This window comes from Streptococcus nidrosiense, assembly GCF_042140045.1.
Classification (GTDB): Bacteria; Bacillota; Bacilli; order Lactobacillales; family Streptococcaceae; genus Streptococcus; species Streptococcus nidrosiense.
Genome location: NZ_CP152419.1, coordinates 231,492 through 251,882 on the forward strand (window position 1 = coordinate 231,492; position 20,391 = coordinate 251,882).

General features: G+C 41.9%; 23 protein-coding genes. 2 read left to right on the forward strand and 21 right to left on the reverse strand.

All coding sequences use genetic code 11. From position 1 onward, the window contains the following. Nucleotides 1-13 precede the first annotated feature (13 nt). The 15 genes from AAFQ93_RS01085 to AAFQ93_RS01155 form a co-directional block, all read right to left on the reverse strand. Complete coding sequence (locus AAFQ93_RS01085) at nucleotides 14-613, reverse strand: response regulator transcription factor (protein ID WP_223140267.1); 600 nt, start codon at nucleotides 611-613, stop codon at nucleotides 14-16. Further along, nucleotides 614-1,711, reverse strand: a complete 1,098-nt coding sequence (locus AAFQ93_RS01090) for a sensor histidine kinase (protein ID WP_223140268.1) — start codon at nucleotides 1,709-1,711, stop codon at nucleotides 614-616. Next, complete coding sequence (locus AAFQ93_RS01095) at nucleotides 1,711-2,448, reverse strand: ABC transporter permease (RefSeq protein ID WP_223140269.1); 738 nt, start codon at nucleotides 2,446-2,448, stop codon at nucleotides 1,711-1,713. The genes AAFQ93_RS01090 and AAFQ93_RS01095 overlap by 1 nt, the downstream gene beginning before the upstream one ends. Nucleotide 2,449: 1 nt before the next feature. After that, entirely contained in the window at nucleotides 2,450-3,334 is an 885-nt protein-coding gene (locus tag AAFQ93_RS01100) for an ABC transporter ATP-binding protein (protein WP_045762603.1), read from the reverse strand. Further along, nucleotides 3,321-3,515, reverse strand: a complete 195-nt coding sequence (locus AAFQ93_RS01105; RefSeq protein ID WP_223140270.1) for a hypothetical protein — start codon at nucleotides 3,513-3,515, stop codon at nucleotides 3,321-3,323. The genes AAFQ93_RS01100 and AAFQ93_RS01105 overlap by 14 nt, the downstream gene beginning before the upstream one ends. Next, entirely contained in the window at nucleotides 3,512-3,718 is a 207-nt protein-coding gene (locus AAFQ93_RS01110) for a hypothetical protein (RefSeq protein WP_025171227.1), read from the reverse strand. Before AAFQ93_RS01110 ends, AAFQ93_RS01105 begins: the two co-directional genes overlap by 4 nt. A gap of 165 nt (nucleotides 3,719-3,883) precedes the next feature. Then, nucleotides 3,884-5,548 carry a DAK2 domain-containing protein gene (locus AAFQ93_RS01115; RefSeq protein ID WP_223140271.1) on the reverse strand — a complete coding sequence of 555 codons (1,665 nt, stop codon included), beginning with the start codon at nucleotides 5,546-5,548 and terminating at the stop codon, nucleotides 3,884-3,886. A gap of 2 nt (nucleotides 5,549-5,550) precedes the next feature. After that, complete coding sequence (locus tag AAFQ93_RS01120; protein ID WP_000216431.1) at nucleotides 5,551-5,916, reverse strand: Asp23/Gls24 family envelope stress response protein; 366 nt, start codon at nucleotides 5,914-5,916, stop codon at nucleotides 5,551-5,553. A 150-nt stretch (nucleotides 5,917-6,066) separates the two neighbouring features. Next, nucleotides 6,067-6,255, reverse strand: coding sequence for a 50S ribosomal protein L28 (gene rpmB, locus AAFQ93_RS01125; protein ID WP_001140948.1), 189 nt, complete (start codon nucleotides 6,253-6,255; stop codon nucleotides 6,067-6,069). 106 nt (nucleotides 6,256-6,361) lie between these two features. Continuing rightward, on the reverse strand, nucleotides 6,362-7,036 hold the full coding sequence (locus tag AAFQ93_RS01130) for a LiaF transmembrane domain-containing protein (RefSeq protein WP_223140272.1): 675 nt from the start codon (nucleotides 7,034-7,036) through the stop codon (nucleotides 6,362-6,364). Between the two features lie 4 nt (nucleotides 7,037-7,040). Then, complete coding sequence (locus tag AAFQ93_RS01135; protein ID WP_006155797.1) at nucleotides 7,041-7,487, reverse strand: LytTR family DNA-binding domain-containing protein; 447 nt, start codon at nucleotides 7,485-7,487, stop codon at nucleotides 7,041-7,043. Between the two features lie 118 nt (nucleotides 7,488-7,605). Beyond that, nucleotides 7,606-8,109 (reverse strand): phosphatase PAP2 family protein, encoded by a 504-nt coding sequence (locus AAFQ93_RS01140; RefSeq protein ID WP_223140273.1) that lies wholly within the window; start codon nucleotides 8,107-8,109, stop codon nucleotides 7,606-7,608. A 98-nt stretch (nucleotides 8,110-8,207) separates the two neighbouring features. After that, nucleotides 8,208-9,968: an ABC transporter ATP-binding protein gene (locus tag AAFQ93_RS01145; protein WP_223140274.1), complete on the reverse strand. Its 1,761-nt coding sequence runs from the start codon at nucleotides 9,966-9,968 to the stop codon at nucleotides 8,208-8,210. Next, nucleotides 9,958-11,727 (reverse strand): ABC transporter ATP-binding protein, encoded by a 1,770-nt coding sequence (locus tag AAFQ93_RS01150; RefSeq protein WP_375555394.1) that lies wholly within the window; start codon nucleotides 11,725-11,727, stop codon nucleotides 9,958-9,960. Before AAFQ93_RS01150 ends, AAFQ93_RS01145 begins: the two co-directional genes overlap by 11 nt. Continuing rightward, nucleotides 11,711-12,172: a MarR family winged helix-turn-helix transcriptional regulator gene (locus tag AAFQ93_RS01155; RefSeq protein ID WP_223140276.1), complete on the reverse strand. Its 462-nt coding sequence runs from the start codon at nucleotides 12,170-12,172 to the stop codon at nucleotides 11,711-11,713. Before AAFQ93_RS01155 ends, AAFQ93_RS01150 begins: the two co-directional genes overlap by 17 nt. 207 nt (nucleotides 12,173-12,379) lie before the next feature. Between AAFQ93_RS01155 and AAFQ93_RS01160 the strand changes: the two genes are divergently transcribed. Continuing rightward, nucleotides 12,380-13,054: a CD20-like domain-containing protein gene (locus AAFQ93_RS01160; RefSeq protein WP_375555395.1), complete on the forward strand. Its 675-nt coding sequence runs from the start codon at nucleotides 12,380-12,382 to the stop codon at nucleotides 13,052-13,054. Nucleotides 13,055-13,276: 222 nt separating this feature from the next. Here AAFQ93_RS01160 and AAFQ93_RS01165 read toward each other — a convergent pair whose 3' ends face one another. Both AAFQ93_RS01165 and AAFQ93_RS01170 read right to left on the reverse strand, forming a co-directional pair. Continuing rightward, entirely contained in the window at nucleotides 13,277-13,993 is a 717-nt protein-coding gene (locus AAFQ93_RS01165) for a YebC/PmpR family DNA-binding transcriptional regulator (protein WP_223140278.1), read from the reverse strand. Between the two features lie 97 nt (nucleotides 13,994-14,090). Beyond that, nucleotides 14,091-15,461: an MATE family efflux transporter gene (locus AAFQ93_RS01170; protein WP_223140279.1), complete on the reverse strand. Its 1,371-nt coding sequence runs from the start codon at nucleotides 15,459-15,461 to the stop codon at nucleotides 14,091-14,093. A 109-nt stretch (nucleotides 15,462-15,570) separates the two neighbouring features. Between AAFQ93_RS01170 and AAFQ93_RS01175 the strand changes: the two genes are divergently transcribed. After that, nucleotides 15,571-16,125: a GNAT family N-acetyltransferase gene (locus AAFQ93_RS01175; RefSeq protein WP_223140280.1), complete on the forward strand. Its 555-nt coding sequence runs from the start codon at nucleotides 15,571-15,573 to the stop codon at nucleotides 16,123-16,125. 205 nt (nucleotides 16,126-16,330) lie between these two features. On the opposite strand, the gene AAFQ93_RS01180 is transcribed toward AAFQ93_RS01175, so the two are convergent. From AAFQ93_RS01180 to brpA, 4 genes are all read right to left on the reverse strand, one after another. Beyond that, complete coding sequence (locus AAFQ93_RS01180; protein ID WP_049502854.1) at nucleotides 16,331-16,525, reverse strand: PspC domain-containing protein; 195 nt, start codon at nucleotides 16,523-16,525, stop codon at nucleotides 16,331-16,333. A 282-nt stretch (nucleotides 16,526-16,807) separates the two neighbouring features. Continuing rightward, entirely contained in the window at nucleotides 16,808-17,962 is a 1,155-nt protein-coding gene (gene recA, locus AAFQ93_RS01185) for a recombinase RecA (RefSeq protein ID WP_045762591.1), read from the reverse strand. 41 nt (nucleotides 17,963-18,003) lie between these two features. Further along, a complete protein-coding gene (locus AAFQ93_RS01190; RefSeq protein ID WP_375555396.1) occupies nucleotides 18,004-19,272 on the reverse strand; it encodes a competence/damage-inducible protein A in 1,269 nt (422 codons plus the stop codon). Between the two features lie 79 nt (nucleotides 19,273-19,351). Beyond that, nucleotides 19,352-20,389 carry a biofilm formation/cell division transcriptional regulator BrpA gene (brpA, locus tag AAFQ93_RS01195; RefSeq protein ID WP_049502894.1) on the reverse strand — a complete coding sequence of 346 codons (1,038 nt, stop codon included), beginning with the start codon at nucleotides 20,387-20,389 and terminating at the stop codon, nucleotides 19,352-19,354. Nucleotides 20,390-20,391 lie beyond the last annotated feature (2 nt).

Here is a 20,391-nt window from a genome sequence, read left to right on the forward strand (position 1 = left end):
TTACTTCTCTTCCTCACAACCAGCCTTCTTCTTCGGCAGTTTTGGCTGCTTCGGTTCGGTTGCTGGCGCCTAGTTTGGAGAGGATATTGGTCATGTAATTACGGACGGTACCGTTTGAGAGGTAGAGCTTGTCAGCAATTTCTTGGTTGGAGAGGCCTTGGGCAACTCCATGTAAAACAGCGACTTCTTGTTCGGTCAAGGGATTGGGATGAGTCATCATGACTTCCATCAGCTCTGGAGAATACTCCTTACGTCCCTCTAACACCGTATGTAGGGTTTGCATGAGCTCAGCGATGCTCCGTTCTTTCAAAACATAGGCATCAACTCCTGCTTTGACCGCTCGTTCAAAATAACCTGGGCGTTTAAAGGTCGTAACGATAACCACCTTGGTTTCAGGAACTTCTTGTTTGATCCACTCAAGTGCTTCGAGTCCTGTCTTGACTGGCATTTCGACGTCAAGGATGGCAATATCTACTGCTTCTTTCTCCAAAACCTCAATAGCCTCGCCTCCATTTTTCGCCTGCAAGACAGTCTCCACATCTGGCTGAAAGCTCAAGAGCTGGCACATGGCGTCTCTAAGCATACTTTGATCTTCTGCGACTAATACTTTCATCTACTTTCTCTCCTTATAAGGCAGATGCACGCGCACCTCTGTTGGATGTTTCAAGCTGACCAGCTCTACTTGACCTGAGAAGGCTGTTGCACGGTCACGGACTGTATGGAGTTCATTTCCTTTTACAGTTGCAAAACCTTTCCCATCATCTCTGACTGTCAGGACCAATTCCTGATCTGTACGTTCCAGTTTTAGATAGGCTTTATTAGCGCTGGCATGCTTGATGATATTGGTCGCAAGTTCTAATAAAATCATAGCAGCCGTCGACTCCATATCTTGGGTCAGGCTAGCCTTGTCCAATTGATTGTCAACCTCAACTTCAATCCCAGCAATCTCCAGCATCTTTTTGACAGTCTCAAGCTCTGAAGCTAGGGTCCTTGATTTCAGATTTTCCACGATGGTACGCACTTCATTCATGGAATCTTTGCTGATCTGGTGAATTTCTTTTAATTCCTTCTCCACCTGTGGATAGGCCTGCATCTGAAATAACTGCAAGGCTAAATCTGTCTTGACACTCAGCATGGCAAAGGTATGCCCCAGACTATCATGCAAATCCTGACCAATACGACTGCGTTCATTTTCAGCAAGCAATAAATTTATCTGAGCATTTTGCTTGGCCTGAGCTTCTTTCAAATCCTCGACAATGCGAATCCGAACCAAGCCCAATGTCATCAAATCGACAAAAGTAAGAATTCCAAGCTCAAAGGCTACAACCTCAGTTTCGACTGACTGAAACATCATGAGTTGTCCAACAACAAGAACTTGAGCAAGGAGAAAAGTCCAGACATGAAGAGAACGTAGGCTACGCACTCTAAAATGATAAATCAAGAGATTGGCAAGGAAAAAGAAGAACCAGACATAGTTGCCATAAATAAAGACGGTATTCCCAGCTACATAGGCTAGCATGATAATCCAAAAGAGCCAGGATAAGCGCTGACTCTTGGTGGTCAAAACGCCTAAGTAAGCCACCACAAATAGAATATCAACTAGTAAATGCCAGCTAGGAATCTCCCCAACTACTGCAGAGAGGATAGGAAAAACCATAAAAATCAAACTGGCCCAAAACATATAGTGTATGCTTTTCAGTCTTTCAAGCATTAAGCATTCTCCTTATGATCTTGAAGGTAAATAGTCAAACCAAATAAAACTGCTGAAAAAACAAGTAGATAAACTGTGGCTGATAAATTGATGCCACCCTCGTTTAAGAAGGCCTTGAGCAACTCCATCAACTGATAGGTTGGTAGGCACTTACCGATTGCTTGCATCCAGTCTGGAAATAAAGAGATGGGCATCCAGAGCCCGCCTAAAACAGCCAAGCCTAGATAGAGAAGATTGCCCACGACAGACATCAGCTGACTAGACGGCAAGAGTGTCAAGGTCAAGCCAAGCGCTACAAAGGCTATACTTCCTACAATCAGCAAGAGCGCAGCCCCAATCCAGCTTCCTAAAGTCATATCCACACCTCTGACCAAGTGCCCAACTGAGAAAACAACCAAGATTGAAACCAAATAATCAACCATCATACTTGTTATCTTTGATAGATAATATTCTACCATATTTACTGGAGTATGGCGTAATGTTTTCTGCCAGTTGTTGATCTTGTCAGTATGTAAGACAGCTGGGAATGAAAACATAGCTGTCGACATCATGGAAAAGGCCGTCATAGAGATAAGGTAGTCGCGCATAAAATTTGCTGGCCCATCTGGTGTATCCTGGTACATGCCTGAAAAGAATAAATAGAAGGCCGTCGGCATTCCTACGGATAATAGATAATAGACTAATTGTCGTTTGGTCAATAGAAATTCTATCTTGTTTAGTGCGATCAATCGTTTCATCTTAGTCATCTCCCTTTTGTGTTTCTTCAAAGATTGTATCTAGCAAGCTACGGTTATTGACTTCAATTTCTTGTATCCTACAGCCTGCCTGGACTAACAGTTGCCAAAAAGCATCTGCTTCGCGTGTGACTACTTGCAGGGCATCTTGCTTTTGTGACCAATTTTCAACCAAGTTAGACTGCTCAACGACTTCCTTGTAGGCTAGAGGAAGGATAAAGTGTTTTTCAATCTCCTCACTGCGCATGGCTAGAGGTGTTGTATCACGAATCAACTCTCCCTTATTTAAGACCAAAATCCGGTCAGCAGTATGCTCTACCTCTTCGATATAATGGGACGAATAGAGAATGGTAACTCCCTGCGCTTTTAGATCCTGGACAATTTCCCAAAATCGTTGACGGGTTGAGGTATCCATGGCCGCAGTTGGCTCATCTAAAAAGACAAGCTTTGGTCGGCCAATCAAGGCCAAGACAAAAGAGAAGAGACGCTTCTGCCCACCTGACAATTTTTCTGCGAATTGTTCTTTTTGTTGCTTGTTAAACTGCAGTAGTTGATCGATTTCCTGGTTGCTCAAGGGATTTGGGTAAATGCTTTGAAAGAAAGCAATCAACTCTTTGACCTTTAATTTCTGAACGATGACATTTTCTTGAGGGAGGTAGGATCTTGTGTAGTCTAACTGAGAGCTCGTCACTGGCAAGCCTTGGATGGATACTTGACCGCTGGTGACCAGTTTATCTCCAAGCAAACAGTCCAAGAGTGTTGTCTTACCGGCTCCATTTGGACCAATCAAGGCGACGCATTCGCCTTCAGCCACCTCAAAGGAAATATCCTTCAATATAGCCTTGCTCTTAATGCTTTTATTTAGGCTTTCTACCTTAATCATGTTCATGATATTCTCCTTTCAACCACTCCTTCCCCATCGGAAAGGCGATAAAAATCATAAATCCTAGACCCCAGGCACCACGAATGACTTGGTGAAGGAAGGCTTGGTCAAACCAACCTGTAAACATTTCGACCAACCATACCACTAGTGATAGTCCAATAAAGAAATAGAGAATCGCTTTTTTCATTTTTCAAACTCCTTTTTCACATCTGAGACCAATTTCAAACCTTCTCGGATCAACCAAGACATCATGCCAAATCCTGCAAATAGCTCCCAAGGAAAATGATAGAAGCCTTCGTCCAATCCTGAAAACATGAGATAAGTCATGACTCCTGCTGCTACTAAACTCATTGCGATAATTACTTTATGTTTCATTTTTTCTTCCTCCATTTGATACATCTATTATAATTCTTTGAAGGTTGTGTCACTAGAAGCTTCTGTCATGAGGAGATATGACAAATGTCACAAAAAGTCTACTCAGCTATGAAAATAGAATTCTTTCCAAATCAAAAAAGGTCGGGAAAATCCCGATCTCTTTCGTTTTCTATTTAATTCTTATTCCACACTGAAAAGATATGGGTAAACTGGTTGTTGACCTTGGTGGATTTCTACTTCTACATCTTCGAATTCTTCTGCGATTTCTTGGGCGATTTGGTTAGCCAATTCTTCGCTTCCGTCTTCACCGATATAGAAGGTTACGATTTCACTGTCTTCATCCAACATATGTTTCAAAGTTTCAGTCAGAGTTTGGTGCATGTCAGGGTTTGATACGAGGATTTTACCATCTACCATACCCAGATTGTCATTTTCATGAATTTCCAAACCATCGATAGTCGTGTCACGAACGGCTGTTGTTACACTACCGCTGACTACATCACCAAGAGCTGCAGTCATGCGTTCTTTATTTTCTTCGATAGACTTGCTTGGATCGAAGGCAAGAAGACTAGTCAATCCTTGAGGAAGGGTACGAGCTTCTATCACTACTGCTGGTTGTTCTAAGACTTCAGCTGCAGATTGAGCTGCCATAAAGATGTTTTTGTTGTTTGGCAAAAAGATGATGTTGCGAGCATTCACTTGCTCTACAGCCTTGATAAAGTCTTCTGTCGAAGGATTCATGGTTTGTCCACCTTCGATGACATAGTCCACACCTTGAGCACGGAAGATGTCTGCCAAGCCTTGTCCAGCTACTACTGCGATAAGGGCGTATTCTTTTTCTTCAGCTGGTTTGCTGACTTTAGCTTCTTTTTCCACTTGTGCTTCGTGTTGGTTACGCATGTTATCGACTTTAACCTTAACCAAGCTACCATATTTGAGACCTTCTTGCATAACAAGACCTGGATCTTCTGTATGGACGTGAACTTTAACGATTTCATCGTCATTGACAACAAGCAATGAGTCCCCAAGTTCGTTCAAGTAGTTACGGAATTCTTCGTAGTCAAACTCTTTAGCATAAGTTGGGCCTTGTTTGAGGGCAACCATGATTTCAGTACAGTAACCAAAAGTAATGTCTTCTGTTGCCACATGTCCAGCTACAGACTTGTGGTGTTCAGCATTGATCATTTCACTCATGTTGGCTGGAGTCGCAACAAAGTCCTCAGAAGCGCTATATTCACCAGTAAGAGCTGAAAGGAAACCTTCATAGATGAAAACCAAACCTTGACCACCTGAGTCTACAACTCCAACTTCCTTCAATACTGGAAGCATGTCTGGAGTCTTCGCAAGGGCTGTTTTAGCTCCTTCCAAGGCAGCGCGCATAACCTCAATGGCATCGTCTGTCTGCTCGGCTTTTTTCTTAGCACCGATGGCAGCACCACGTGATACGGTCAAGATAGTTCCTTCAACTGGCTTCATAACAGCCTTGTAGGCTACTTCAACACCTGATTGGAAGGCAAGAGCTAGGTCTTTCCCTGTTAACTCTTCTTTTGTCTTGATAGCTTGTGAGAATCCGCGGAAAAGCTGAGAAGTGATAACTCCTGAGTTCCCACGCGCACCCATCAAAAGACCTTTAGCCAAGATACTTGCAGCCTCACCAACAGTTGAAGCTGGTTTGTCTGCTACTTCTTTGGCACCATTTTCGATAGTCATTCCCATGTTTGTTCCTGTATCTCCATCTGGAACTGGGAAGACGTTCAATGAGTTGACATATTCGGCTTGCTTGTTCAAACGAGTAGATGCAGCCTGTACCATTTCTTGAAATAAGCTTGTAGTAATATTTGACACGATTATTCTCCTACAACTTTGATATTTTGAATGTAGACATTCACAGTTTGAGCAGTAATACCAAGTTGGTTTTCCAAACTAAAACGGACACGCTCTTGGATATTTTTTGAGACTTCACTGATTTTTGTTCCGTAGCTCAACACGGTATATACATCAACTGCAATGCTACCATCTTCGGCCGCTTTTACAACGACACCTTTAGAATAATTTTCCTTCCCAAGAAGGGCTTGGAAATTATCTTTGAGGGCTTTCTTACTTGCCATACCGACCACACCAAAAATCTCAGTTGCTGCACCGCCTACAACGGTAGCAATCACTTCATCTGTTAGTTCGATTTGACCATCTTTTGTATTAATTTTTACAGTCATTTTTTCTACCTCAACTAGTTGATACTCTATTTTATCATATTTCAAGCCAAGTGTAAAAGCAGAATACTGTATCGGCGGATATTTGCTCCTTTGACGAGGCTTTTTGAACTAAGAGCAAAAGAAAAAGACCTGATGGCCTTTTACTCTTTATTAAACGCGTTCTACTTTACCTGATTTCAAAGCACGAGCTGAAGCCCAAACTTTTTTAGGTTTACCATCGATAAGTACAGTAACTTTTTGAAGGTTTGGTTTTACGGCACGTTTTGTTTGGTTCATCGCGTGTGAACGGTTGTTTCCTGATACAGTCTTACGACCTGTAAAGTAACATACTTTAGCCATTTGTGTTTTCCTCCTATTAGATCTAATATAGCGGATGTGCTAGCACCACATACTGTACTATGTTATCACACTTTCTCTTTTTTGGCAAGGGGATTGGAAGATTTTTTTATTTAACGTAAACAACTTCTAATTTCCCAAAAGCTACGTCTCCACGGATAATCAAAGTTTTGCTGGTTGGTCCTAGAGGGGCATCTGCCTTGGCCGCACCACAAAAAGTTTCCACCTTCAGGTCCACTCTCCAGTGTTGGGGCACGTAGATAACTGCATTCCCAAAACCGACTTCGATATTCAGAGTAGCAAAATCACCTAACATCTCTGCATTGTCATAATAAATCTTGGCATTCCCAAATCCGACCTCAAACTCATCTTCTACCAATTCTTGGTCTTGCTTGTAAAATGTACCCGCCCCAAAAGCGACTTCCTTGTCTGTCAGAATGGTCTTTTCACCGTCATACCACCATTTTTTTCCATTCCAAGTTCTGTTAGAATGAGTGAGTGCGCTGACACCCATTACGATTAAAATACTTGCCCAGAACAATGACTGATTGGGAATCGGTAAAATGTCATAAAAATGATTGGCTATCATGAGGGCCACTAGGGCTGTAAAAGAGGCTGAAGTGAAATGACGACGAAGGATTGCCTCAACTGATTGATAGGCAAAAAATCCAATACCGATCAAGGGCCAAATTTCCCCTTCAAGTGAAGGAATACCAAAATTCCCCTGCAATAACACTAAAGCTGCCAATACTAGCAACACAATACCAAATGCTTTCTTTTTCATATTCTTACCTCATGTTTCTTAGATTTTCTTTTAGGAGGGATTGGTAGTGCCGTGACACGTGAACCTCCTTGTGGGTTTGATAAAAGGAAATAGTGCCTGTCCCTGAGAAGGACTTGTCCACCGAGTAGACCTGCCGAAGATTGGCTATGGTCGACTTGGATACCCGACTGAAATAGCGGGGCAGGATGGACTCTAACTCATAAAGCTTGAGTCGAACCTCATAGGCTTCTTTCTGGGTGTGGGCATAGATTTTACTACCTTCTGTCTCAAAAAAGAGAATTTCCGCCAAGTCTAAGTAGTACTCACCCGTCCCCTTGTAAAAGATCAACCTAGGAGCTTTGGTTTCTTGCAAGAGTCGTTGCAAGTCAGCTATTTCATCTGTCAGGGCTGCAGCCTTGATGACAATCTCTGTCTCAGTTAATTCACTATCAATCTCGATTCGTAACTTCATCCTATCTCCTTTCTGCATCTACTATACCAAAGGCCAGAAAACTTTACAAGGGCAAAAAAGCAAGTGGTCACTTTTGACCCGTAAGTGGTTACGAGGCCAAACCCACTTGCTTTGCTTTTTAGAAAATAAAGAAGAGAATTCCCCAGAGAAGGCCACAGGCGTAGCCAACTAAAACATCCTTGGGATAATGAACGCCACCCAAGACTCGCACAAAACCGAGAAAAGCTGACAAGACCAATAACATCAACCCTGCAGGTAGATTTGCATGCAGGCAAGCCATGGAAATGATGGTTGCCGAAAAGACATGGCGACTAGGCATTGAATTCCCAGGGCTATCCTTGTCTAGTAACGGTACAATTTCCCAAGTCTCATAAGGACGTGGTTGATTGATCCACTTACGAACTAGCGTCAATAGGACAAAGCCAGAAGCTGGCACTAAGATATAGGTGGCAAATTCTTTCCCCAATCCCTTGCTCATAAAGCTTGTCCCCAACAAGGCCATGTAGGCTAGGGGCATCAGAACTGTCATTATGCGATTAAAAACTCGCATCAATTGCAATAGTTGTGGATGTCGAAGAAGACTTGATTTCCTCTTATCATACCACTCTTGATAGTTTTTCATGTATTTCTCATTATTCCTAGTTTTTACAAAAGAAGCCTGCTAGCTCCTCCTATTCTAGTATAGTGCAGAAAAAGAAGGCCGTCAAGCCTTCTTTGGTTTTATTCTTCTACTTCATCTTCTGTAAATTGACTATTGTAGAGGTCAGCATAGAAACCACCTTGAGCCATAAGCTCTTCATGATTGCCTTGCTCGATGATGTTTCCGTCCTTCATGACCAGAATCAAGTCAGCATTGCGGATCGTTGACAAGCGGTGGGCAATAACAAAGGATGTGCGTCCCTCCATCAAACGGTCCATGGCTTTCTGAATCAACTCCTCTGTACGTGTATCGACTGAAGAGGTCGCTTCGTCCAGAATCAAGAGTGGAGAATCTTTGAAAAGGGCACGAGCGATGGTCAAGAGCTGTTTCTGCCCGACTGACAAGGTCACTGTATCATCCAAAACAGTATCGTAGCCATCTGGTAAGGTTGTGATAAAGTGGTGGATTCCTACTGCTTTGGCTGCTTCAATCACGCGCTCTTCACTAATCCCAGTTTGATTATAAATGAGATTGTCTCGAATAGTTCCTTCAAAGAGCCAGGTATCCTGCAAGACCATTGAAAAGGCATCATGCACTTCCGAGCGTTTCATATTCTTGGTATCCACACCATCGATGCGAATGCTTCCCTTATCAATCTCATAAAATTTCATCAAGAGATTGACTATGGTAGTTTTCCCAGCTCCAGTCGGCCCAACAATAGCAACCTTTTGCCCTGCATGAGCTGTCGCTGAAAAGTCGTGAATGATCGTTTTTTCAGGAGTATAGCCAAAGGCAACTCTGTCAAAGACCACTTGACCCTTCATGTCGGTTAATTGTCTTTCCTTATGAGACTCGTCTTCCATCTCAGCTTCTCCTAGAAACTCAAAGACACGGGTCATAGCTGCACTAGCCTGTTGTAAGCTGGTAATCCCTTGTGCAATCTGTGATAAGGGTTGTGAGAAGGTACGAACATAAACCATGAAGGCTACGATAATCCCAATACTGATATGGCCTTCAAGAGCCAAGGCAGCACCGACGATAACAACCAAAACATAGCTAAAGTTTCCGACAAAGAACATAGCGGGCATCATGATCCCTGAAATAAACTGAGATTTCCAGATACTATCATGTAGATTCTGGTTCAAGCCTGCGAATGTTTCTTTAGTGGTATCCACAGCATTATAGCTGGTCACCACATTGTGGCCAGAGTACATTTCTTCTACATAACCGTTTACAGCTGCTAGGTTGTTTTGCTGGGCTTTAAAGTAACCCTGTGACTTAGCCATAATCACTGAAACCGCAGCAAAACCTACAAGGGTTGAAACAACTGTTACCAATGCCAAAATCCAGTTCATGCCAAACATGGTAATCAAAACAGCAATCAGTAGAAAGCTAGCTGAGAGAACCGTTCCCAGACTTTGGTTGAGGGACTGAGCCGCCGTATCGACGTCATTGGTCACACGAGAAAGGGTGTCTCCTTGAGAATGACGGTCAAAATAAGCAAGTGGCAGACGGTTAATTTTTTCAGCAATGGCCGTCCGCATTCGTTTTGAAAAATGTTGGATACTCGTTGAAAAAATATAGGCTTGCGTATAGTTGAGAATGGCACCAAGTACATACAAAACAGCCAAAAAGCTGGCGATGCTAGACACAGCTACCAAATCGATTTCTGTAGCCAAACCATCTGAAATCAAGTTGGTGATTTCTTTGATCTTAGTTGGTCCATAAACAGTGATAATACTTGAACATACAGCAGCCACAACTGCAACTAGTAGAGGAAGTTGGAGACCTGCTAGAAAAGGTTTGTATTGTTTCCAAACGGACATCTTCTTATTTTCCATGTTCCAATTCCTCCTTCGATAGTTGTGAATAGGCAATTTCTTGATAAACTTCGTTGGTTGCAAGAAGTTCCTTGTGGGTGCCTTGTCCCACAACTTTACCCTGATCTAAGACTAAGATCAAGTCAGCGTCCATGATAGTTGAAATGCGTTGGGCAACGATCAACTTGGTCATAGACTGTGTTTTTTCAGCTAATACTTGGCGTAAGATACGGTCTGTCTTGTAGTCCAAGGCTGAGAATGAATCATCAAAAATGAGAATTTCTGGCTTACGAGCCAAGGCGCGTGCAATGGCCAAACGTTGTCTTTGTCCTCCTGAGAAGTTGGTACCGCCTTGGGCCACTTCGGAGTCTAGACCTGCTTCCTTATCCTCGATAAAATTCTTAGATTGAGCCAATTCCAAAGCTTGCCACATGGCAGTCTCACTTAGTGGCGTTTCTTGACTCTTACCAAAGTCGAGATTGCCCTTAACATCTCCAGAAAAGAGGACTGCTTTTTGTGGGATATAGCCGACTTTATTCCGCAAATCTTCCAAGTCATAATCCTGCACATTGACACCGTCTACTAGGATTTCCCCATCAGATACATCATAAAAACGAGGCAAGAGGTTCACAAGTGTAGATTTACCAGAACCAGTTGAGCCGATAAAGGCAATGGTTTGACCAGCTTCTGCCTTGAAACTGACGTGCTCCACAACCGCTTCTGAGTTTTTAGAGTAACGGAAGGTTACATCACGGAATTCCACTTGACCTTTTACAGATGAATCTGCCGTCTGTGGTTGACTAGGATTTTCAATAGAAGAATGCAAGTCTAGCACCTGATTGATACGTCCTGCAGAAACCAAGGTACGAGGAAGGACGAAAAAGAGAGCACTCATGAGCAAGAAGCCCATCACGACCTGCATGGCATAAGACATGAAGACCACCATATCACTAAAGAGTGGTAGACGGTCTGTCAGGCTAGCATCGTTGATGATATAGGCTCCAATCCAGTAGATAGCTAGACTCAAGCCACTCGAAATCGCCATCATAATAGGATTCATAATCGCCATCAAACGGTTGACAAAGAGATTAAGACGAGTGACTTCCTCATTGGCTTCTTCGAATTTCTTGTCTTGATAATCCTCGGCATTATAAGCACGCACCACTCGAATCCCTGTCAAACTTTCACGAGTAATACTATTGAGTTTATCTGTCAATTTTTGGATGACAGATTGTTTTGGAAAGGCCAGAGTCAGGAGAACAGTTGTCATCAAAACATTGACGATAACAGCGATTACTACTGCCCAGAGCCAGTACTCAGACTTCCCAAGGATTTTTCCAATGGCCCAGATAGCCATGATTGGTCCACGAGTGACCACCTGGAGTCCCATGGTAAAAAGCATCTGAACCTGTGTGATATCATTAGTCGTCCGAGTCAAGAGACTTGGGATTGAAAAACGTTTGATCTCTGTCTGCGAGAAATCTAGAACACGATTAAAAATATCGCTTCGTAAATGAGTTGTGTAAGACGCTGCAACGCGAGCGGCAAAAAATCCAACAGTAACGGATGAGAGGAAAGCAAGTAGAGACAAGCCTATCATCTTAATGGCTGGTGACCAAAGATCTCCTAGCTCCGTACCTGGCGTTCCGAGTAATTCTGTTATTTTTGAAACGTAAGTCGGTACTTCTAACTCTAGATAGACCGAGCAACAGGTAAAGAGAACAGTCAAGAGAATCATTCCCCACTCTTTTCCTGTGATACGCTTAGCGAGTTTCTTCATCTTCCCCTCCTATTTTTTCTACATTGGCTTGTAGTCGACCCATGACTTCCTCAAAAATAGCTAGTTTTTCCTCAGATACTCCATCGAGTAAACTGCGGTCAATTCGATCAAAGAAAGACTTGACCTGCTTCATTTGAGAGCGAGATTTTTCAGTCAAATGAACAAATTTTGCCCGTTTATCACTTGGACTCGCCTCCAACTCTACCAAACCATTTTGCACCATTCGCTTAACCAAGTTACTCGCAACTGACTTGGTGATATTGAGTTCTTGTTCAATATCCTTTATAAGTGTCAATTCTTGATCCTGCTCACGACGATCTAAAAAACGGAGGACCTGCCCCTGCGGTCCGCCCATAAATTCAATACCACAACGCTTGGCTTCCTTTTGCACCATAAGGTGAACCTGGTGACCAAAACGTTTAAAAGCTAACATCGGCTTATCCATGATTGCTCCTTTTTACACATAAATAGTTCTCACGAGAACCAATTGGTTTTCATGAGAACTATTTTATCATTTTCAAATAGAATGTCAAGAAAAAAGTTTCCTAGAGAACTATCTAAGCAGAAATTGACATTAGGTCTTATTTTATCTATAATAAACACTATCTCACAAAGATACGAATCCAGTTTACTAGAAATGAGAAATTCACACATGAAACAAAAAGAACAGAAACTCTTAGGAATCCTTGCCATCATCTTTGGAGCCCTGGCGCTTCTTGGTTCTTGGATACCTATCGTCAACATCCTATCATTTTTCCTTGCCATTGCCACTTTGATTTTAGGAGTTTTTGGTATTGCCATCAATATCAGAAACCGTAAAACATTGGCTATCATCGGAACAACCTTAGGTCTTATTTCCATTGTCCTTGTTTTAATAACTCAAGTTCTATCTACTAATATCTTTACTGATTTCGCCAGAACCTTTAGTCACCCCTATAGAAACATCACTTCTTCAACTGATGCTGAGGATTATGGTGAACTTCCTGATAGTAGTATAGGCAAGGAAGATGACGAGGAGGATACTGAATTCTTCACTTGGAGTCAGGAACAGTTCGATGCCTTGGTAGAAGGTGATACTTCTGATAGCGGGAAAGGTGGCAGCAACTACAAAGATATTATCAGGAAACACGGAATCCCAGATTCAGAAACAGATTCAGTTATGGGAGACTATGAAATAAAAAGAATCACCTATCTCTCCATCAGTTCAGATCCTAAGACAGTTGTGCTCACGTTTGTTAAGCAGGAAAATGGCCAGTTTCTTCTAATCCGTAAATTTGCTGTCGGACTGGACCGAAAAGAACAATCTGATTCTGGAGTGAAAGTTTAACATAACTAAAAAGGTGCCGGGAATAGCAATCGGTAGACCAAGTCTCGATTTCTAAATCCCAACACCAGGATATTTCCACAATCCATTGGATTATGGACAATTATAGATTACTAATAACGTTTTGAGCAAAAGAAATTTTTGTCTCTTTCCTGCCCCTTTTGTCATCACAGGATAAACAAACCCCTTGAAAACACTGAATTTTCAAAGGGGTTATTTTTATTCTTAGAATCCATCTACGTTTGTGTAGATTTTTTGTACGTCTTCGTCGTCTTCAAGGACTCCGTAGAGTTTTTCAAATGTTTCCAAATCTTCATCTGACAACTCAACTTCTGATTGAGGAATCATTTCCAATTCAGTTACTTGGAATTCTTCAATACCAGACTCACGCAAAGCAACGATAGCCTTGTGAAGGTCAGTTGGTGCAGTGTAGACAGTGATTGTTCCTTCTTCTGCTTCTACATCATCTACATCAACATCTGCTTCAAGCAAGAGTTCAAAGATAGCATCAGCATCGTCACCTGCAAATACGATAACACCCTTGTTGTCAAAGAGATAAGATACAGAACCTGAAGCTCCCATATTTCCGCCGTTTTTACCAAAGGCAGCACGCACGTTGGCAGCTGTACGGTTAACGTTTGAAGTCAAAGTATCAACGATCAACATAGAACCATTTGGTCCGAAACCTTCGTAACGACCTTCTGTAAAGGTTTCGTCTGTGTTTCCTTTTGCTTTATCGATAGCCTTATCAATAACGTGTTTTGGCACTTGCGCTTGTTTGGCACGATCGATAACGAATTTCAAAGCAGTGTTTAATTCTGGATCTGGTTCACCTTTTTTAGCTGCTACATAGATTTCTACACCAAATTTTGCATATACTTTAGAGTTAGCTCCATCTTTAGCTGTCTTCTTAGCTACGATATTGGCCCATTTACGTCCCATTAGGAATCTCCTTTTTTCACATTTTAATCTTTCTTATTATAACACAAGTCTACCTGATTTTCACTAGAGGAAATGGATTTTTCTTTTGTAAATCAAGCTAGGATTTCCCACCAGCAACCAAGATTTTCTTACCTTCTTTGATCCATGGATGCTTGGAAAGTGAGAAGTAAAGTTGAGCAGTCATAACTAGCCAGAGAAGGGGCTCACATAGAATAACACCTGTATAGCCTGTCCAAGGAATAATCCAAGCCACAAACACGATTTTCCCAAATAACTCGATAAAGCTAGATACGAGAGGTAGGAACTTTTGACCTAGCCCTTGTAAGCTATTTCTATAGATCAATAAAAGACTCAAAAATGGATAGAATACAGAACTGATGCGTAGGTATAAAGTCCCATTTTCAATCAAGTAGCCGTCCGTCGAACTTGCCAGGAAAGAAACCAGAGTAGGACTTGCAAAAAATAGGAAAATACAGGCAAAGCTCGCCCAAGCCATACTGATATAACTCCCTAGTCGAAGACCGTGAACAATACGTTCTGGTCGTTTTGCCCCAAAGTTTTGAGAGATAAATGTGGTCATAGAGGCTGAAATAGCCGTCATTGGCAATAAGGCAAAGGCCATGATTCGGCGTGCTGCCGTCTGAGCGCTGATAATGACTGCTCCAAAACTATTGACAGAGGATTGTAAGATGACACTTCCTACAGAGACGATTGAACCCATCAAGCCCATAGCTAGCCCCTGCTCCAAGAGATCGACATAGAGAGCCTTATTCCATTTGAAATCCTTCCACCTAGGAAGGAGCTCTGGAACACTCTTTCGGATATAGAGATAACAAAGGATAGCTGACAAACCCTGGGAGATAATGGTTGCAAGACCTGCAGACTGAACTCCCAACTGCAGTTGTGTAATAAAATATAAATCTAGAATGACGTTAACAATGGCTGAAAAGATAAGAAAGGCAAGCGCCGCAAGGCTGTCACCAATCGAGCGTAGTAATCCTGCAAAGAGATTATAAGCAAAGCTAACTCCCACACAGCTGACAATCATTGAGATGTATTCATAAGACTGGGGGAGAATCTCTGTAGGAGTTTCCAGATATTGGAGAAGTGGATAGAGGCCGACAAAGCCTATCGTCATAACAATCACACTTAAAAGGGCTCCTAAGATCCAAGTGGCTGCGACAGCTTCTTTAATCTTCGAAAAGTTACGGGCTCCATAATAGCGGGCAATCACCACTCCCATTCCATTGCCAACTCCGAGAGCAAAACCGATAATCAAGTCAAAGATAGCCGTTGTTGCCCCAACAGCCGCCAAGGAGTCTGGCCCTAGAAAACGTCCAACAATCAAAATATCAGCCGTATTATAAAGTTGCTGAAAGATATTGGACAGTAAAATCGGTAATGCAAAACTAATCAGTGAAGGAAGAATGGGACCATGAATCAGGTCCACCGTTGATTTTTTATTCATAAGGCTTATTATATCAGCTTTCTAGTAGGGGAACAAGAGAGTTTGGATAAGAAAGCGTTGCCTATATACAGACAATCTGGTATAATCATGACAGAAAAGGAGGTTAGGTATGACCTTAACCAGCCAGTTAATTACAGATGTATTCCCAGATCTTGAAAAAGTTGACCAATTAAACAAGGAAGCCTTTCCTGAAGAAGAAAGGGTACCTTTGGAAGAATTTTTACGTTACCAAGATAGGGATGACGCTCACTTTTTCGCTTTTTATAACGAGGAAGAATTTGTTGGCTTCGCTTTTGCTATTGCCAATCAAAAAGCATTCTACATCAGCTTTTTTGCCATTATGCCCCATCTCCGCAGTCATGGCTACGGGAGAGAAATTATTAAAAAACTCATTGATTTTTACCAGCGCACCATGATTCTTGAAGTGGAGCGTTTGGATGAGGAATGCGATAACCTTGAACAGCGAAAAGCTCGCATGGAATTCTATAAACAAAACAGCTTCAAAACAGCCAATGCTTTTTTGGAGTACGAAGGTCTTAGTTTTGAGATTCTATATCGTGGTGACCATTTTGATGAAGAAGCCTACCGTGATATCTTTCAAAAATTACAAGAAGAAAATTATTTTGACTTCCACATCGAGTACCGTCGCTTTAGTGAACACTAGTCTGGATAGCAACCTTGAGTCTCCATTAAAGATTTGTAATTTTCTCTGTAATCAATATACAATCACCTGTCGTAGGTGATTTTTTGTTATTTCAAAATAAATTAAGAAGAAAATTTGACAAAACTTTCCCCAGCACATCATAAATAAGGCTAAAACAATTTTGTCCCAGCCTTATCATGATTTATCTTATAAAGATGCACTAAGTTTACGCTTCTGTTCCAGCTTCTGGCATGATGAGCCAAAGAATGAGGTAAGCAAGAATTCCTGATCCACCTAGCAATGTGAAGAGAATCCAAATAGCACGAACCAATGTTTGGTCCATATCTAAGTAGTCAGCAAGACCTGCACAAACACCAGCAATCTTTTTATCTTGAACATTACGAACTAGACGTTTTTCCATAATAATCTCCTAATACTAATTTTTCTTTTTATTTTATCATCAAATCAAATCTTTTTCAATAGTCTTTCTACTTTTTATCTGTAGATGCTAGTTTTATACTCAATGAAAATCAAAGAGCAAACTAGGAAGCTAGCCACAGGCTGTACTTGAGTACGGCAAGGCGACGCTGACGTGGTTTGAATTTGATTTTCGAAGAGTATTAGCAATTCTTAAGCTCTCATTGTTTCGGTTCCTTAGTCCAAAGAACAGAAAAAGTGGGGATTCCTCCGCCACTTTTACTTTTTAATCTTCAATTTCGATTTCAAGATCATCGCCAAGATCAAGAGTCACTTCTTGATTAGCTACTTCTGATTCCGCAGGTGCAACTTTTTCATCAGCTACCGCATCATCTTCAATCAAGCCAAACTTGACACGAACTTGGTGGTCAATCTCATCAAAGACTTCTGGGTGATCTGCCAAGTATTTCTTAGCATTTTCAGAACCTTGACCAATCTTTTCGTCTTTGTAAGAATACCATGCTCCTGCTTTCTTGATGATGTCAAGATCACTTGCAATCTTCAAAAGCTCACCAGTTCTTGAAATTCCTTCACCATACATGATTTCAACAAAGGCTTCTTTGAATGGTGGAGCTACCTTGTTTTTAACAACCTTAATCTTGGTTTCCTTACCTACGCTCGTATCTTTTTGGTCACCAGTTCCCTTGATTTGTGTGCTTCCACGAACATCCAAACGGACAGAAGCGTAGAATTTAAGGGCACGTCCACCAGGAGTTGTCTCTGGATTACCAAACATAACCCCTACTTTTTCACGCAATTGATTGATAAAGATAGCAATTGTCTTAGTCTTATTAATAGAAGCTCCGAGTTTACGCATAGCCTGGCTCATCATACGAGCTTGAAGACCAACGTGGCTATCTCCGATATCTCCATCGATTTCTGCACGAGGTACAAGGGCAGCAACTGAGTCGATAACAACAAGATCAACTGCACCTGAGTCAATCAATTTCCCAGCAATTTCAAGACCTTGCTCACCTGAATCTGGTTGTGACAAGAGCAATTCATCGATATTAACACCAAGCGCTGCTGCATAGGCTGGATCAAGAGCGTGCTCCGCATCGATAAAGGCAGCAATTCCGCCTTCTTTTTGCGCTTGCGCTACCGCATGAAGGGCAACCGTTGTCTTACCTGATGATTCTGGCCCGTAGATTTCGATGATACGTCCCTTTGGATAACCACCTGATCCGAGTGCGATATCAAGAGCCAAAGAACCTGAGCTCATCACTTGGACCTTTTGCTCTGCACGTTCACCCAAGCGCATGATTGATCCCTTACCGAAATCTTTTTCAATCAATTTAAGGGCATCGTTTAGGGCTTTTTCACGATCAGCACCAAATTTTTTGCCAATTTCGTCTAATTTTTTTGTTGGTTTTTTCGCCATTTTGTTCTCCTATATTCTAATAGTCCTAAGACCTTCTTCTATTATAACAAATCTCCAGCACTTAATAAAGCTTTGCGAACTAGGTTAAAGGCATGTAGGACTGCAATTTCTCGCACATCTCCACGACTTCTACCTGCGATATTTGCCTGGACAACTTCTGTACCCGAAACTTGTGCCAAAGCGATAAAGACTGTACCTGCTGGATGTCCTTCTAGGCTGTCTGGTCCAGCCACTCCTGTCAAACTAATTCCAAAATCTGACTGGGTTTTGATGCGCGCCTGTTCAGCCATTTTTTCAGCAGTAAAGGCTGAGACGACTCCATATTTTTCCAATTCAGCCTGTGGAATATCAAGCATTTTTGCTTTTTCTTCAAGGCTATAAGTCACAAAACCACCTTTAAAAATAGCAGATACACCTGAAAAATCTGCCAAAGTAGCTTGAAAAAGACCTGCAGTCAAGCTTTCTGCTGCGGTAATGGTTTTCTTTTGCTTTTTCAACTCTTCTACTACCAGGCTAGCCAAGCTGGTTTCTTCCCCATAGCCATAGCAAATTTCTCGAAGTAAAACACCCTCAAAGGTTTCTCTTTCAAGGATTTTTTGTTCTAGAGTATCTAGAACACGATCCGCTTCTTCTTGACTCTTAGCCTTGGTCGATATGCGAAGGGTCACTTCCCCAGTTTTAGCATAAGGTGCTAAGGTTGGATCTGTCTGCTGGTCAATTAAATCTGATAGAATGGTCACTAACTGGCTCTCGCCAATCCCAAAGAAACGCAGCACACGTGAATAGAGTTTAGAGCCCGTTGTCAATCTCGGAAGCAGCTCATTTAAGACCATAGGTTTCAATTCACTTGGAGGTCCTGGTAGAACGACGTAGGTTACCCCAGCCACTTCAATCATGCCACCTACTGCTAGCCCTGTTTCGTTTGGTAATGGAGTTGAACCTTGAACAATTTGAGCCTGGCGTTCATTATTTGGAGTTCGAGCATAGTCTGGTCGGTGAGCAAAAAAGTCATCCAGCTTAGCCTGAGCCTGAGGATCAAAAGTCAAGTCACGTCCTAAAAATTGGGCTAAAGTTTGCTTGGTCAAATCATCTTCCGTTGGCCCCAAGCCACCTGTTAAAATAACTAGACTACTGCGATTCTGAGCAATTTCTAACAAGGATAAGAGACGAGCCTCGTTATCTCCTACAGCCGTCTGAAAATAGACATCTACACCGATTTCAGCCAACTTTTCAGACAAGAATTGCGCATTGGTATTGACAATCTGACCTGTCAAAATCTCTGTTCCAACAGCTATAATTTCTGCTTTCATTTTTTCCTCCTACTTACCTATTCGGATTTCTTTGAAAAAATCGCAGGATAATTCCTACGATTTGATGAATAGTTTCCTATTATTCTAATTCTTCTACTGCAACACTAGTAGATTGAGGCAACTGACCCTGACCATAAAGATTCTCATACAAGACTACATTAGTCTCCAAATTCGTAACCTCTGGTTGCCCGAGCGAACGGCGTAAAAGATTTTGCATCTCTAACATATGCTCAGATGTCACGATTTGGTAAGATGTCCCTTGAAGCATTGCGTCCTCTCCACGCAATTGTTGAGACTCAATATTTTTAAATGAATCTTGATAACCCATCAACTGAGGAATCGTTGTCGTTGTAATTTCGATATTTGTCTGCATATTATCGCTAAGAGCCTTCAGAATCTCTTGATAGTGACTCACACTATTCAAACTAAGAATCTTCTCGACAACTTTTTGAATCACTTCACGCTGACGTTTTTGACGACCATAGTCTCCTTCTGGATCCTGATAACGCATACGTGAATAAACAAGGGCTTCTTCACCATTTAGCTTCTGTTCGCCAACACCGATAGAAATCGTATTAAATGGTTCCTGATCTTGGATAGAGATTGGGAAGCCTAGAGTGTTGTTCACTGTAATACCACCCACAGCATCAACCATTCTTTGAAGTCCATGCATATTGACCATCACATAGCGGTCGATATGGATATTCATCATTTTTTGAATCGTTGAAATAGACAACTCTGCTCCACCATTGGCATAGGCGGCATTGAGTTTAGCCTCTATTACACTACCATCTGGCTGCTGGATTTGTGTGAGAATATCACGCTCCAAACTCATCATGACTGTCTTCTTGGTTTTAGGATTCACCGTCACCAAGATCATTGAATCACTATTACCAGCCCATGGATCTGTACGTTCAACATTCCCTGTGTCCACGCCCATAAGCAAAATCGTCAGAGGTTCGGTCGCTTCAATGACCTTGGTTTCTTCTCCGATTTTTTTATAGGTTTTAGCCAAAGTCTGCGTACTCTGTTGGTAGATCGTATAGGCATAAGCTCCCACACCAAGTACTGTCACAAGAACAAAGCCTAAAAACATTCCGATTATCTTTTTTGCCATAC